At 67.2% G+C, this 15031-nt stretch carries 14 protein-coding genes and 1 tRNA gene; 9 read left to right on the plus strand and 6 right to left on the minus strand.

Going from position 1 to position 15031, the window contains the following annotated elements; translation table 11 throughout:
* The first annotated feature begins 30 nt into the window (after positions 1–30).
* Positions 31–279 carry a hypothetical protein gene (locus A3M1_RS26305; RefSeq protein ID WP_198291123.1) on the plus strand — a complete coding sequence of 83 codons (249 nt, stop codon included), beginning with the start codon at positions 31–33 and terminating at the stop codon, positions 277–279.
* 128 nt (positions 280–407) lie between these two features.
* Here the strand turns inward: A3M1_RS26305 and A3M1_RS0108195 are convergent, their stop codons facing one another.
* Positions 408–1229 carry an alpha/beta fold hydrolase gene (locus A3M1_RS0108195; RefSeq protein WP_018388470.1) on the minus strand — a complete coding sequence of 274 codons (822 nt, stop codon included), beginning with the start codon at positions 1227–1229 and terminating at the stop codon, positions 408–410.
* A gap of 138 nt (positions 1230–1367) precedes the next feature.
* Between A3M1_RS0108195 and A3M1_RS0108200 the strand changes: the two genes are divergently transcribed.
* The 5 genes from A3M1_RS0108200 (at position 1368) to cysN (ending at position 10505) form a co-directional block, all read left to right on the plus strand.
* Positions 1368–1862, plus strand: a complete 495-nt coding sequence (locus A3M1_RS0108200; protein ID WP_018964153.1) for a MarR family winged helix-turn-helix transcriptional regulator — start codon at positions 1368–1370, stop codon at positions 1860–1862.
* A gap of 391 nt (positions 1863–2253) precedes the next feature.
* Entirely contained in the window at positions 2254–3201 is a 948-nt protein-coding gene (locus A3M1_RS0108205) for a GyrI-like domain-containing protein (protein ID WP_018388472.1), read from the plus strand.
* 216 nt (positions 3202–3417) lie between these two features.
* Entirely contained in the window at positions 3418–7287 is a 3870-nt protein-coding gene (locus A3M1_RS0108210) for an autotransporter domain-containing protein (RefSeq protein ID WP_018388473.1), read from the plus strand.
* Between the two features lie 414 nt (positions 7288–7701).
* Entirely contained in the window at positions 7702–8610 is a 909-nt protein-coding gene (gene cysD, locus A3M1_RS0108215) for a sulfate adenylyltransferase subunit CysD (RefSeq protein WP_026221216.1), read from the plus strand.
* Positions 8610–10505 carry a sulfate adenylyltransferase subunit CysN gene (cysN, locus tag A3M1_RS0108220; protein ID WP_018388475.1) on the plus strand — a complete coding sequence of 632 codons (1896 nt, stop codon included), beginning with the start codon at positions 8610–8612 and terminating at the stop codon, positions 10503–10505. The genes cysD and cysN overlap by 1 nt, the downstream gene beginning before the upstream one ends.
* Before the next feature lie 63 nt (positions 10506–10568).
* Here cysN and A3M1_RS0108225 read toward each other — a convergent pair.
* From A3M1_RS0108225 to A3M1_RS0108245, 4 genes are all read right to left on the minus strand, one after another.
* Positions 10569–10654, minus strand: a tRNA-Leu gene (locus A3M1_RS0108225).
* Between the two features lie 137 nt (positions 10655–10791).
* Positions 10792–11256, minus strand: a complete 465-nt coding sequence (locus A3M1_RS0108230; RefSeq protein ID WP_018388476.1) for a hypothetical protein — start codon at positions 11254–11256, stop codon at positions 10792–10794.
* Positions 11257–11299: 43 nt separating this feature from the next.
* Positions 11300–11617 carry a hypothetical protein gene (locus A3M1_RS0108235; protein WP_018388477.1) on the minus strand — a complete coding sequence of 106 codons (318 nt, stop codon included), beginning with the start codon at positions 11615–11617 and terminating at the stop codon, positions 11300–11302.
* A gap of 581 nt (positions 11618–12198) precedes the next feature.
* A complete protein-coding gene (locus tag A3M1_RS0108245) occupies positions 12199–12795 on the minus strand; it encodes a L,D-transpeptidase family protein (protein WP_018964151.1) in 597 nt (198 codons plus the stop codon).
* A gap of 181 nt (positions 12796–12976) precedes the next feature.
* Between A3M1_RS0108245 and A3M1_RS0108250 the strand changes: the two genes are divergently transcribed.
* Genes A3M1_RS0108250 through arfB form a run of 3 tightly spaced genes read left to right on the plus strand, consistent with a single transcriptional unit; the run spans position 12977 to position 14616 of the window.
* Positions 12977–13663: a response regulator transcription factor gene (locus A3M1_RS0108250; protein WP_018388480.1), complete on the plus strand. Its 687-nt coding sequence runs from the start codon at positions 12977–12979 to the stop codon at positions 13661–13663.
* 42 nt (positions 13664–13705) lie between these two features.
* Positions 13706–14191, plus strand: coding sequence for a cyclic nucleotide-binding domain-containing protein (locus A3M1_RS0108255; protein WP_018388481.1), 486 nt, complete (start codon positions 13706–13708; stop codon positions 14189–14191).
* Positions 14188–14616, plus strand: a complete 429-nt coding sequence (arfB, locus tag A3M1_RS0108260; protein WP_018388482.1) for an alternative ribosome rescue aminoacyl-tRNA hydrolase ArfB — start codon at positions 14188–14190, stop codon at positions 14614–14616. Before A3M1_RS0108255 ends, arfB begins: the two co-directional genes overlap by 4 nt.
* 20 nt (positions 14617–14636) lie before the next feature.
* Here arfB and A3M1_RS0108265 read toward each other — a convergent pair whose 3' ends face one another.
* Entirely contained in the window at positions 14637–14885 is a 249-nt protein-coding gene (locus tag A3M1_RS0108265) for a DUF1674 domain-containing protein (RefSeq protein WP_018388483.1), read from the minus strand.
* Between the last annotated feature and the right edge of the window lie 146 nt (positions 14886–15031).

Below are 15031 nucleotides of genomic sequence, written 5' to 3' on the forward strand. Positions count from 1 at the left end.
CTTGCCGAGGATGTTGTCTGTGAACTTTCGGTGAGCTCGCCTTCTGCCTCACCGGGCGGCAGCACTGGCTCTCCATGCAACCCAGACAATGAACGCCAGGTCGTCGTCGCCCTCACCGATCAGGGGCGCGCGCTGAGGGGTCAGGCGGGGTGCCTTGGCGATGCGCTGCTTGAGGCTTCCGGGCAGAGCCCGGCCCATCTCGGCGCCATGAACCGAGACATGAGGAAGCTGCGCGACGCGCTCTATGCCCAGCTTAGCGACTGGAGCGCGCCGAGCTGACGGCGCCGGCCACGAATGTGAAGACGCGCTGAGGAAGCGCCCAGAGCCATCCCCACCAACGACAAATCGGCCGCCACCCTCGCGGGTGGCGGCCGTGATCGAAGACGCCGATTTGCGCGGTGGCGCGCTCAGCTGCGGATGAAGGCCAGCACGTCGGCGTTGAAGCGGTCGGCTTCGATTTCCGCCAGCCCATGCGAGCCGCCGGGATAGACCTTCAGCGTCACCTGCGGGGCGATCTGTGCGGCGAGGTGGGCCGAGGCGTCGATCGGCACGATCTGGTCGTCGTCGCCATGGAGGATCAGCGTCGGCCGGTCGATACGCTTGAGGTCCTCGGTGTAGTCGACCTCGGAGAATTCATGAACGCAGTCATACTGCCCCTTGATGCCGCCCTGCAGGCCGATACGGCGGAAATTCTCGCGCAGGCCGTCATTGGCGGGAACGCCCTCCCGGTTGAAGCCGTAAAACGGCACGGTGAGGTCGAAGAAGAACTGCGAACGATTCTTGGCGGTGCTCTCGCGGATGCCATCGAACACGGCGAGCGGGGTTCCGGCGGGGTTGGCCTCGGTCTTCAGCATCAGCGGCGGTACCGCGCCGACCAGCACCACCTTGGCCACCCGAGCCGTGCCATGCCGGCCGATATAGTGGGCGACTTCTCCGCCGCCGGTGGAATGGCCGACGAGGACCACGTCACGCAGGTCCAGCGCCTCGATCAGTTCCGCCAGGTCGTCGGCGTACTGGTCCATGTTGTTGCCGTCCCAGGTCTGGTCGGAACGGCCATGGCTGCGGCGATCATGGGCGATGACGCGGTAGCCGTTCTGGCCAAAGAACAGCATCTGCTGGTCCCAGGCATCGGACGAGAGCGGCCAGCCATGGGCGAACAGTATGGGCTGGCCCGAGCCCCAATCCTTGTAGAAGAGACGGGTGCCGTCGGTGGTGGTGAAGCTGCTCATGACGCTCTCCTTTGACTTGATCACGATTGATTTGTGAACGATTCCTTTGGATGCGATATAACTAGCTGCGCCGCGCCGAACTGTCAATCGCTTGCAAATGCATCGCGTACAAATTATTTGATGAGCCAGGAGATCCTGATGACCCACACGCCCGATAGTCCTGACCGCGCCCAGCGCGCCGACAACCCGACCGCCGCCCCGGCGGTGGACGTGACCGGCATGCTCTGCTTTTCCATCTATGCGGCCGGCCACGCCTTCACCCAGCTCTACCGCCCGCTGCTGGACCGGCTCGGCCTCACCTATCCGCAGTATCTTGTCATGGTGACGCTGTGGAACCGCGACGGGCAGAATGTGAAGGAGCTGGGTCGCACGCTCTTCCTCGATTCCAGCACCCTCACCCCGCTGCTGAAACGGCTGGACGCGGCCGGGCTGGTCACCCGCACCCGCAACCCCCGGGATGAGCGCGAGGTGCTGCTGCATCTGACGCCGGCGGGCACAGCGCTGAAGGCGGAGGCCGGCGGCATCATGCGCTGCGTCGAGGCGGCGGTGGGACAGGACGGGCAGACCATCGACGCCCTGCGGACCGCCATCGACGCCATTCGCGACCGGCTACACGCCCAACGCGAGGCTTAGGCGCGCATCGAGACGAAAGGTGGCGGCATTGGCGAGGTCGAGACCCGAGCCGGAACCGGCGGTCGCGCGTCCACGATAGAAGCGCGGTGCACGAAATCGAGCTACGCCCCGGCGTTGCTGGAGCGGCTGCAGCCCTTCGACGGATAATGCGGGCGCGATGCGCCCTCGGCAGCGCTGTCGACGGGACGGCGTTGTCGATTTGGGCGATTATTACCTCCGCCCATCTGGAAGTTCATTTAGCTCTGTCGAGTCGAAAGCTCGAACGGAGCGCGTGCGGGATGGACAAGGCGGTCTTTGCCGGGCAGCGGAGCTCCCCGCCGGCGCTCCCGATCCGGCGCAAGCAAAGCCTCCCGCTTGCCGTTCTGCGCCCTCCAGCCCACCCCTTCGTCGGATGAACGGGCTGAGAGGTCTGCCCTCGCCGCTTGGGTGCGCGCAACCGCGTGCCGGCGAAGCACTGGCGCTCACCGAGCTCTGGACCGATCCGCTGCCCCTCGCGCCGCCGGTACGGGTCGAAACCGGCTTCCTGCTGTCGACGCTCGACTGGATCGAGAGTGACATGGGCGCACCACGCACCATAGAGGCGGCGGCCGAGCGGGTTGGCCTGAGCCCGTTCCATTTCCATCGCCGCTTCGCCGAACTCATGGGGGAAACGTATGGCGCCTATGTGCGCCGCACCCGGTTGGCCCATGCAGCTGCACTGATCTGCCGGTCGTCCACCCCGATCATCGAGGCGTCACTGCGCTGTGGTTATGGCAGCCAGGCGGCGTTCACTCGTGCCTTCTCCCGCCAGTTCGCCATGGCGCCGAACCGTTTGCGGGCTATGGCGCAGGCTCAGGCGCCGCTGCCGCAGCGGCTGCATGTCGATCTCGTCGAGCCGGCGGCCCCGGTCCGGCTGGGGGCGCTGCCGCTCATCGGCATGCGCTTTCACGGGCCGCTGACGCAGGTTCCCGCCCATTGGCAGCACTTTGCGGCGGCTCTGAAGGCGGCCGGACTGCCGCTAGAGACGATGACCGCGATGGGCATTCTCCATGACGACCCTGGCTTCACCGCGCCGGGACAGACCCGCTATGACTGCGCGGTGGTGGACACAGTTTCCACCTTTCCCGCCCTGCGCGCCCCGCTGCGGCGTCTGAGCGTGCACGCCGGCTCATTTGTCCGGCTGGATGTGGAAGGCCCCTATCAGCTGATCCCGGAAGCGGTGTTCGGCGTGTGCGCGGTGTGGTTGCCGCGCCATCGGCGGGCGCTCGGCGAGGCTCCCGCCTATGAGATGTACCGCACTCCGCCCTGGCGGGGGGCCGGGGGTATCCACGCCAGCGTCCTGGTGCCGTGCTCGCCCTGATCGACTGTTGTCGTCGCGCATCGGGGCCGGCACAGCGCCGGCAAAGAGCAAGAACGATCAAACAGGCCCCGCCTCCTTCTGTTAGGCGGGAGGGCCGATGCCGGCTGACACCCGAATGCGCAGGGAGGGGCTTTGATGGGCAGGAACGAGACGAGGCACACACGTCCATTGCGGCCGGGCTTTTACGCTGTTCGCGCCGCCTCGAAATGCGCCCTGATGGCCACCCTCTCACTGCCGGCGCTGTCCTTCGCCGCAGGTGCGGCACGCGCCCAGGACCTCAACGTAACCGGCGCTGTCCAGATCGACCAGGGCGCCACGCCTTCCTATGAAAACACCAGCGTCGGGCTTGGAGGGATGACGGGCAACCTCACCGTCACCGACCCCGGCACCGTGCTGTCCAATAGCGGCGCCGTCGTCGTCGGCGCCAGCGGCGCGGGCACACTGAACATCCTGGCCGGCGCCACGGTTTCTGGTGCGACCGGCACGGTGGGACAGGCCGGGGCGGGGGAAGTTCTTCTATCGGGGGCCGGGTCCCGCTGGGACATGTCCGGCACCCTCACCGTGGCCTTCGATGCCAATGGCAGCCTTGTGGTGGAGCAAGGCGGGATACTCACCTCCGCCGACGCCAGCTTCGGCGTGGCCGGTTCCAGCGCGACCGGCTCGGTCGAGGTCACAGGCATCGGCTCGCAATGGAACAATGCCGGCAGCCTCGCGCTGGGCGGACTGGGATCCGCCCGGCTGACGATCGCGGATGGCGGCGTCATGACCACCGGCGACACGGTGGTGGCCGGCCTGCTGTCGCCCAGCGGCGAGGTCATGGTTAGTGGGACAGGCTCGGCGTTCCGGGTCGAAGGCTCGCTCGCCATTGGTACCAATGGCACGGTATCGGTACTGGACGGGGCGGTTATGACCTCGGGCCAGGCCAATATCGGCGACGGCGTGAGCGCGGCGACCGGAAATGTCACCGTCGATGGCCCAGACTCGCGCTGGGACGTCGATGGCGTTCTCATCGTCGGCGCGCTGGGAGCGGGGTCGCTGGTGGTAGCCTCGGGCGGCGCCGTCACCGCCACAACCGCCCTGATCGGTAATGCCAACAGCGACGGGCAGGTCGCCATACAGGGCACCGGCTCGCACTGGACGATCGCCGGCGATCTCACAGTGGCGACGGGCGGCGGGCAGGGAACGCTGGCGATCAGCGACGGCGGCAGCGTCTCCAATGCCAACGCCGTGGTCGGCGACGAATTTTCAACCGGCCTTGTCGAGGTTGGGGGCGAGAGCTCACGCTGGGACAGCAGCGGCACGGTCCGTGTCGAAACCGGCGGCATCGTCTCGGTCTTTAATGGCGCCACCGCCACGAGTACGGAGCTTCTGGTCGGCGTCGATCTCTTTGACCCGGCGCGGGTCGAGATCACGGGGCCCGGGTCTAGCTGGACCACCTCGCAGGCGGTCGCGGTCGGCTATGAAGGCTATGGCTCGCTGCGCGTGGCGGAGGGCGCGTCGCTGCGTTCCGGCGACGGCGTGATCGGCGCTTCCTTCGGCACGATCGGCATTGTCGATCTCTCCGGCGCCGGCTCCAGCTGGAGCGTCGACGGCGTGCTTTATGTCGGCGATGGCGGCGACGGTGAACTCGGCATCGACGCGGGCGCCTCCGTCCGCGCCAATGTCGCCGTGGTCGGCTATGAGGCGCAAAGCCACGGCGCCATCGGCATCGGCGCCGGCGCCTCACTCACCGTCGCCGACAGCTTCTATATCGGCTTCGGCGGCAGCGGCGAGGTGGTGGTCGAGGCCGGCGGCACGCTCGTCACCGGTGCCACGGCGCTGGGCGCCGGCCCCGGTTCAGACGGTTTCGTCAGTATAGCGGGCACAGGTTCGCGCTGGACCGTCAACGGCGAGCTCTCCATCGGCAGCGAGGGCGGGCGGGGCAGGCTTCAGGTCGAGAATGGCGGGCGGGTGGTCGCCTCCTTGCTCGATGCCCTCGGCGGCACCTCCGAGATCACCGTGACCGGCAGCGAATCGAGGCTGGAGGCTGGCAGCATGCTCGCGCTCGGCGGGGTAACGCCAAGCGTACTGACCCTTTCCGACGGCGGAACCCTGATGGCCGATCGTGTCTGGGTCGGCGATGCCGATCAGGACGACAATGCCGGCATTTCGGCCCTCATCGTCATCGGCGCCACTGCCGGGGATGCGGCGACGGCGGCGGGCACGCTGCAGGCCGGGACGCTCTCGGTGCAGCAGGGAGCCAGCGCGCAGCTGGTGCTGAACCATACGAACAGCGACAGCCTGATCGACGCCAATCTCTCCGGGGCGCTGACGGTCGACGCCTATGCGGGCATCACCACCCTTACCGGCGTCAACGCCCACACCGGCACCACCACCATCCACACCGGGACGCTTATCGGATCGGCGACGAGCTTCGGCAGCGGCGCGATTGTCAATGAGGGTACTTTGGTGCTCGACCAGACCGGAACCGGCCGCCTCAGCAATAGGCTGAGCGGCACAGGAACGTTTCTCAAGACCGGTAGCGGCACGCTGACCTATGCCGGCGACGCCACCGCCTTCACCGGCACGACCACTATCGAGGCTGGCACGTTGGCCTTGGCGGGAACGCTCGGCGGGCCCGTCAGCGTGGCGGAGGGCGCCGTGCTGGCGGGGAAGGGAGGGGTCGCGGCGCTGAGCCTTGCTTCCGGCGCCACGGTAGCGCCAGGTGCCTCCATCGGGACAGTGACGGTTGCCGGCGATTTCAATCAGGCGGCGGGCGCTCTCTATGCCGTGGAGGTTGCGGGCGGCCGGGCCGACCTCATCGCGGTCGGCGGCACCGCCACGCTGGCGGACGGCGCACAGCTCAGCGTCGACGGACTTGGCGGCGTCACGCCGGTCGGCACCCGTTTAACCGTGCTCACCGCCGGCGGCGGCATTACCGGCGCCTACACGCTCGTGGGCGACACCTCGATCTCGGCCTTCTATGCGGTGGAGGTCAGCGCCGATGATACGGCGGTGTATCTCGATGTGTTCCAGGACCGGGCCTTCACCGCCGCCGCCTGGACGGCGAACCAGCGGGCCACCGCCGCAGCGCTGGACAGCCTGCCCGGCGGGGGCCTTCTGCATGAAGCGGTCGGTTCGCAACTGTCCGATTTCGCCGCCCGTATCGCCTTCGATCAGCTCTCAGGCGACATTTACGCCAGCGCGCAAAGCGCCGCGCTCGAAGACAGCCGCTTCGTGCGCGACGCCGCGTTGGGCCGGCTTCAGCAGGCCTTCGCTGACCCGGCGGCGACGATGTGGGGCCAAGCCTATGGCTCGTGGGGCACGTTCGACAGCGACGGCGATGCCTCGGGGTTCGACCGCACAATTGGCGGTTTCGTCATCGGCGCCGATCGCAGGATCGGCGAGACGTTTCGCCTCGGTGCCTTCGCCGGCTATGGACAGAGCCGCTACCGCCTCGACCCCGGCGGCGCCACCGCCGACAGCGACGATGGGCATGCGGGCCTCTATGGCGGCGGCCAGTTCGGTGCGCTGGCTCTGCGCCTCGGTGCCGCCTACACCTATCAGCAAGTCGACACCACGCGCCAGATCGCCTTTCCCGGCTTCGCCGAACGCCTGAGCGGCGTCTATGACAGCCATACGGCGCAGGCTTTTCTTGAGGCCGGCTGGCGGCTGACGGTCGGGTCGGCCGAGCTGGAACCCTTTGCCGGACTGGCCTATGTCAACGTCTCCAGCGGTGATTTCAACGAGAGCGGAGGAGCGGCAGCGCTTTCGGGGACGGCCGGCGATGCGGCCGTGACCTTCACCACGCTGGGGCTGCGCGCATCCGCCGATGCCGCCCTGGGCGCCGTGCAGGCTCGCTTCACCGGCATGGCCGGCTGGCGCCACGCCTTCGGCGATACCGATCCGCAGGCCACCCTCGGCTTTGCCGGCACCGTGCCGTTTTCCGTTCTCGGTGTGCCCGTGGCGGAGGATGTGCTGGTGCTTGAGGGCGGCCTCTCCCTGCCGCTGTCGGCGACGGCGCAGCTCGACCTGTCCTATTCGGGCGCCTTTGGCTCGGGCCTAGTCGACAGTGGCTTCGAGGCCGGCCTGAGCTGGCGCTTTTGAAGCCGCAGGCGTTCCTGCGGTCGGGGCGCGCGACCTGAAGCGCCCTGCTCCATGGCGCTGCCGCCGCCATTCAGCTTGATCGCTGCGGCCGTGGGCTCCACGGGGGCCAGACGACCCCCTGTATCGCAGCGCGGATTCGGGTTTCGATTTTGATTACGATTTTTTGCTGGAGTTTTTCTGGTTACCAATTCTGCCCTGTGGGATATTGACCCTACCGCTTTGCCTGTCTAAGAACAGAGTGAGAGTTGTCTCGGCACGATCATCTGACACGTGTTCTGCGCCTTGCCGCGAGATGCGGCCCAGGCATCGTTCTCGTCGACGGATGGGCGCGACCCCGCCGGCGCGCCGAACGGGGAAGCCGACATTCACCCCACCGCACAAGGCGGTGGAAGTCTCGAGAGATAGGCGGGTTTGATGTCGTCAGAACGGATGACGCACCTGAGGCGTCTGGAAGCGGAATCCATCTTCATCATGCGGGAGGTGGCGGCGGAGTTCGCCAACCCGGTGATGCTCTATTCAATCGGCAAGGACTCCGCCGTCATGCTGCATCTCGCGGCCAAGGCGTTCTATCCGTCGCCACCGCCTTTTCCGCTTATGCACATCGACACGACGTGGAAATTTCGCGAGATGATCGCCTTCCGCGATGCCACGGCGGCTCGGCTCGGTTTCAAGCTTCTGGTTCACACCAACCAGGACGGGGTCGCCAAGGGCATCAATCCGTTCGACCATGGCTCCTCGCTCTACACCCACGTGATGAAGACGGAGGCACTGAAGGAGGCGCTGACGCTGCACGGCTTCGACGCCGCCTTTGGCGGCGCCCGGCGCGACGAGGAGAAGAGCCGCGCCAAGGAGCGGGTGTTCTCCTTCCGCACCGCCAGCCATGGCTGGGATCCCAAGAGCCAGCGCCCGGAACTTTGGAACCTCTACAATGCCCGCGTCCGCCCGGGTGAATCGATCCGCGTGTTCCCGCTGTCCAACTGGACCGAGCTCGACATCTGGCAGTACATCCTCGCCGAGAACATCCCCATCGTACCGCTCTACCTCGCAGCCGAGCGGCCCGTGGTGGAACGCGACGGCCAACTCATCATGGTCGATGACGAGCGCCTGCCGCTGGCGCCGGGCGAGGTGCCGCAGATGAAGCGCGTGCGCTTCCGCACGCTCGGTTGCTATCCGCTCACCGCCGCCATCGAGAGCGACGCCGACACGCTGGAGGCCATCGTCGGCGAGATGCTGCTCGCCCGCACCTCCGAGCGGGCCGGCCGCCTGATCGATCATGACGAGGCCGCCTCGATGGAAAAGAAGAAGCGCGAGGGGTATTTCTGATGAACGAGGCGATCGCGTCCCTCAGCACCGCCGACTATCTCGCGCGCCATGAGGGCAAGGGCCTGCTGCGCTTCCTCACCTGCGGCAGCGTGGATGACGGCAAGTCCACCCTCATCGGCCGGCTGCTGTACGACACCAAGCTGCTGTTCGAGGACCAGCTGGCGACGCTCGCCTCCGATTCGCGCAAGCACGGCACCGCCGGCGAGGACCTCGACTTCGCGCTGCTCGTCGACGGGTTGGCGGCCGAGCGCGAGCAGGGCATCACCATCGATGTCGCCTATCGCTTCTTCGCCACCGAGCGGCGCAAATTCATCGTCGCGGACACGCCCGGCCATGAGCAGTACACCCGCAACATGGCGACGGGCGCCTCCAATGCGGACGTGGCGGTGATTCTCGTCGATGCCCGCAAGGGCATTCTCACCCAGACAAGGCGGCATTCCTTCATCGTCGCGCTGCTGGGCCTGAAGGACGTGGTGCTGGCGGTCAACAAGATCGACCTGATGGACTATTCGCAGGCGGTTTTCGACCAGATCGTCGCCGAGTATCGCGCCTTTGCCGCGCAATTCGGCTTCCGTACGCTGGTGCCGATTCCGATTTCGGCGCGCCACGGCGACAATGTCATCGCCCGCAGCGCCAATACGCCCTGGTATCAGGGCCCCTCCCTGCTCGACCATCTCGACACGCTGGATGTGGAAAGCGTGGCGCAGACGCGCCCGTTCCGCCTGCCGGTGCAGTGGGTCAACAGGCCGAACCTGAACTTTCGCGGCTTCTCCGGCACGGTGGCTTCCGGCACGGTGCGGGTCGGCGAGGCGGTGGTGGTCGCGGGCTCCGGCGCGACCTCGCGGGTCGCTGCGATCGTCACCGCCGATGGCGAACTCCCCGAAGCGGGCGCCGGCCAGGCGGTGACGCTGACGCTGGAAGATGAGATCGACGCCTCGCGCGGCGACGTGATCGCGGCGGCGCATGCGCGGCCGGAAGTCTCCGACCAGTTCGCCGCCCATCTGATCTGGATGCATGAGGACGTGCTGCTGCCCGGCCGCCCCTATCTCATCAAGATCGGCACGCGCACCGTCGTCATGTCAGTGACGGAGATCAAGCACCGCATCGACGTGAACAGCTTCCAGAAGCTGGCCGCCAAGACGCTGGCGCTCAACGATGTCGCGGTGGTCAACATCGCCACCCATGAGCCGATCGCGCTCGACCCCTTCGCCGAAATTCCGCAGACCGGCGCCTTCATCGTCATCGACCGCATGACCAACCAGACGGTTGGTGCCGGCATGGTCGATTTCGGCCTGCGGCGGGCAACCAATGTGCACTGGCAGGCGCTGGACGTGTCCAAGGCCAGCCGCTCCGGCCTCAAGCTGCAGAAGCCGGCAGTGCTATGGTTCACCGGCCTCTCCGGCGCCGGCAAGTCCACCATCGCCAACCTTGTCGAGAAGCGCCTCAACGCGCTGGGTCGCCACACCTATCTGCTCGACGGCGACAATGTCCGCCACGGGCTGAACAAGGACCTCGGCTTCACCGATGCCGACCGGGTGGAGAACATTCGCCGCGTGGCGGAGGTCGCGCGGCTGATGGTGGACGCCGGGCTGATCGTGCTCGTCTCCTTCATCTCGCCCTTCCGGGCCGAACGCCAGATGGCGCGCGAGCTGCTGGAGACCGGCGAATTCGTCGAGATCTTCGTCGACACGCCGCTGGACGTGGCCGAGGCCCGCGACGTGAAGGGGCTGTACAAGCGGGCCCGGGCCGGACAGATCCAGAACTTCACCGGCATCGACAGCCCCTATGAGCCGCCGCTCGACCCAGAGATCACGATAGAGAGCGGGGCGCTGGCCGCAGAGGCGGCGGCCGAGCACATCTTCGCGTTTCTACTGGAGAGGGGATATCTCAACTGAGCGGCCCCTGCACAGCAAGGAGGGGCTTCATCTCGAGACCTGCAGTGTTCCGAGGCCGGTGGCTGGTGCGGGCGGTCGGACTCGAACCGACACTCTGTCACCAGAAACGGATTTTGAGTCCGTCGCGTCTACCATTCCGCCACGCCCGCGCGGTGCGGTTCTCTATAACGAAATGAACCGCGCCGCCAAGTGAAAAGCCGGCTCTTCAAGGTGGAAGGGCCGCTTTCGAAAGCGGCCCTTGGCGATCTTCGCCATGGGCGCCCGGATGAAGCGCCGCCGTCAGCCTTCAGGATGCCGGCTTGCAGGTGCCGAAGGCGGTCAGCACTTTTCCGCCCGCCAGCGTCGTCAGCGTCGCCTCCGGCTTGGACGGAGACAGCTCGATCGCCCAGGCGGCCATGTTGTCATTGCCGTCCAGGATCAGCGTGTCGCCATCGCCGATCACGCTCTGGATCGAACTGATATGCGGCAGGTCGTCGTCCGACACGCTGGCGATGATCTGCTCGCCGAAATGGATCAGGAAGCGCGCGGGGAGGTCGATTGTGCCGAGTTCCTGAGAGGGATTGCAGCCTGCCGCTTCGCAGACGAACACCTTCTCGAAGGTGCAGGCGATCGGGGGCGGCAGTGCGTCGTCCGCCGCGGCAGCTGGGGGTACGGCGGCGGAAGGCCCGGAGGAAGCGCCGGATGAATCCTGCGCGTGAGCGGCGGCGAGGCCGAGGATCAGGCAGAGCGCGGTAGCGGCCGTCTTCAGCATGGGAGTGCCCTGGTGCGTGACCGGAAGGAACGAACGGTGCGTCTCAGTAGACCGGCGTGCGGCACGGCGGATAGGGCGGCGCGCCGCAATAGCCCGGACCATAGACAGGACGGGGCGGCGGAGGCGGGTAATAGGCCGGCGGAGGCGGCGGAGGCGGGGCGTAATAATAGGTCTTCGGCTGGTTCACGGCGGACGTGACCACCGAACCAACCAGCGCCCCGGCGACCAGGCCACCAATGAGCGCGCCGGTCGAATTGCTCGCCTGCGCGGGCGGGCTCACCGCCAGCAGAGGCAGGGCGATGGCAACGGCGAGAGCCGCGCGCATCATCCACTTCAAGACCTTGGTGCCGAAGACTGTCATGTCCGACCTCTGCGATTCGCTGCGCTGACTATCGCGCGCGCCCCCGCAGCCGGCAAGAGCCGATACAGGCTGCCCGCCGCCGGAACGCCGTGATTAATGTCCATCCTGATCATGGTCGGCGAACCATCTACCCCGCACCGCGTTGATCCGGGCCAGCGGCCCATAGGCGCGCGGGGTGGAAGAGTGGAGAACGACATGGACAGACGGGGCTTTTTACTCGGTCTTGCCGGGGCACTGGGAGCGGGCGTCGCCGTCGGGACGCTCCTCACGCCTGCACAGGCTATGGTACTGGACCAGCTCAAGGACATCGCCCCCGAGGGCACGCCTGAGATCGAGCCGGCGGGCCGCACGCCCGACGGTACGCCTGTGGAGCCGACGCAGTGGGGACCGCCCGGCGTGCCGCCCGGTCGACGCCACCGCCGGCGCCGGCGGCGGCGGGTGTGCGCTGTTCGGCGCGACAGGTGGGGCCGGCCGGTGCGCCGCTGCTGGTATGTGTACCGCTAGCGCCGATCCAGCCAGAGCCGCGACGATGTGACGACGACGGCCGCCTTGGGAGCGCTGCTCCCCTGGCGGCCGTTCGCCTAAATGATCTCGATCGCCGTCGCCGGGGTGAGACGCGCCAGAAGGCGTCGGAGATCGGCCGGGCGAAAGGCGACGCAACCCGCCGTCGGCTCGAAAGTGCCCCGGGCGATGTGCAGGAACACGGCGGAACCGCGCCGGGAGCGGCGGGGACGGCTGTTGTGGTCGAGTACGACGACCAGATCGTAGAGCCCGTCATCCCGCCACATCGCTTCATGCGATGCCCTGACAGGCAAGCATACTGGGCGGTTGTAGCGCCCGTCGCCAGGTTCGTCGCACCAGCCGTCCGCGCGGCGGGTCCGCAGCACCGGCAGGCCGGTGATCGGCCGCATGCCACGATCGGCCCGGTAGCGCACCTCACGCGCATGCCAAATGCCGCGTGGCGTGGCGCCATCGCCTTCGCGCTTGTCGGCACGAACTCCGGCCCTGCCGAGGGCGACGGGAATCGGGCGTCCATGGAGAATGAGCCAGCCGCGCTGGCGGCCGTGAACGTGACCGGCCGGGCGCATGGCGACACGCAGGCGGGAGGCGAAGCGGGATTTCCCGTGTGTTTCTGTGCGAAGGGTCTTCTTCTTCACGCCATTTCCGTTCACGATCACGTCACGAACCGGCAGCACCTTCGTCTCGCAAGTGCTCGGCGCTTGCCGAATGCGTTTCGCCTGCCTACTCGGGACATACGGCATTTCACTCCAGCCTTGCGTGAGAGTGGACGCGCGAGGCGCCACGGACAAGGGCTTCGGCCAGCGGCCTCTCGGGAACGCGGATATTCGGGAAAGCGATATGGCGAACGCTCTGCGAGTTTTGGTGGTCGATGACGACAAGGATCTGCGCGAAGCGCTGGTCGAGCAGCTCTCGCTCTATGACGAATTCGAAGTGGTCTCGGTCGACAGCGCCACGGCCGCCATCAGCGAAGTCGAATCGACACGGGTCGATCTGGTGCTGATGGATGTCGGCCTGCCGGATAAGGACGGCCGGGAAGCCGTGCGCGTGATGCGGCAGAACGGCTTCAAGGCGCCGGTGATCATGCTCACGGGCCACGACACCGACAGCGACACCATCATGGGGCTGGAAGCCGGCGCCAATGACTACGTCGCCAAGCCGTTCCGCTTCGCCGTGCTGCTCGCCCGCATCCGGGCTCAGATGCGCTCGCATGAGGCGAGCGAGGACGCGGTGTTCACCATCGGGCCCTACACGTTCCGGCCCGGCGCCAAGATGCTGGTGACCGAGCGCAACTCCAAGATTCGCCTCACCGAAAAAGAAACCGCCATACTTCGTTACCTCTATCGGGCGGGAAAGAAGCCGGTGGCGCGCGAAATACTGTTGCAAGAAGTCTGGGGCTATAATTCAGGCGTGACGACGCATACCCTTGAGACGCATATATATCGCCTGCGCCAGAAGATTGAGAAGGACCCGTCTCACCCCAGCCTGCTTGCCACCGAGGCTGGGGGGTACAAATTGCTGCCCTGACAGGCCGATTGATTCGTCCTGCCTTGGAGTTTCGCCCGCCGAATGTCCATCGAGGACGACATCGCCTTTCTGGAACGTGTGCCGACGCTCGCATTGATGGGGCGTGAGGCTTTGCGCGTTATCGCCATCAGCGTCGAGCATTTCGCGCTGACACGCGGGCAGGTGCTTTTCCACGAGGGGGAGCCGGCCGATTGCGCCTATGTGGTGCAGGAGGGCAGCCTGGCGGTCGCGCCGGACGACCCGCATTTGGCGGCCCGGCCGGGGCAGAGCGCGCGCGTCGGCGAAGGGGCGCTGATCGGCGAAATGGCGCTGCTCACCGAGACGCGGCGGCCCGCCACCGCCACCGCGCTGGAGCCGGCGGAGGTTTTGCGTATTCCCCGCAACATGTTCCTGCGCACGCTGGAAAGCTATCCCGACGCCGCCCGCGAGCTGACGCAGCGGCTGAGCGAGCGCGTCTCCGCCACCCTTGCCGATCTCGAACGGGTGCGCGAGCGGCTGGAGGCGATCGAGGACCTGCGGCGGCCATGATTCCGGTCACGCCGCGGGTCTGGCTCGACGAGGACGAGATCGAGGAAACCTTCGTTCGCGCCTCCGGTCCGGGCGGCCAGAACGTCAACAAAGTGTCAAGCGCGGTGCAGCTGCGCTTCGACGTGCGCGGCTCCAAGACCTTGGCGGATCACGTGAAAGAGCGCCTCTCCCGCCTCGCCGGGCGACGCCTGACCAAGGAGGGCGTGCTGGTTCTGGTGGCCCAGCGCTACCGGACGCAGGAGCAGAATCGGGCGGATGCGCTGGCCCGGCTGGTCGAATTGGTGCGCGAGGCGGCGATCGTGCCGATCACCCGCCGCCCGACCCGCCCGACGCTCGGCTCGAAAATCCGCCGGCTGGAGGGCAAGGCCAAGCGGGCGGGGGTCAAATCGCTGCGCCGCGACCGGCCCGGCGGACCGGACGAATAGGGCGCACCCGCCCTAACCCCCTAGAAATCCGTCGCGATTCCCTTCACTTCCCAGTCGCCATAGCGCACCGGCTCCGGCCCGTTTCGGCCATCGATTTCCCTAGGCCCGGCCACCGGGGTGGCGGCGGCGCGGCGGGCGGCGGCCTCGGCCAGCGCCCGTTCGGCGGCGGGGGAAAGCGGCCGGCGCGGGGCGGCCGAATCGGCGCCATCGGACTGACCAGTGAGGCCAGTGAGGTGGAGTGTCGGTGCAGTGTGATCAATCTGGCTCATGCCTCATTGGAACCACCGCCCCCCGGCCCGCGTCAAGGGCGGCGACCTCCCGCAACGGCATGATGCGCGCGGGCGATGCTGCCGGCGATCGGGCCGGCAATCTTGCGCGCCCGCCGGGACCATCCCATTTTCTGGACCGACAGGCC

The organism is Ancylobacter sp. FA202, from assembly GCF_000380205.1.
Classification (GTDB): domain Bacteria; phylum Pseudomonadota; class Alphaproteobacteria; order Rhizobiales; family Xanthobacteraceae; genus Ancylobacter.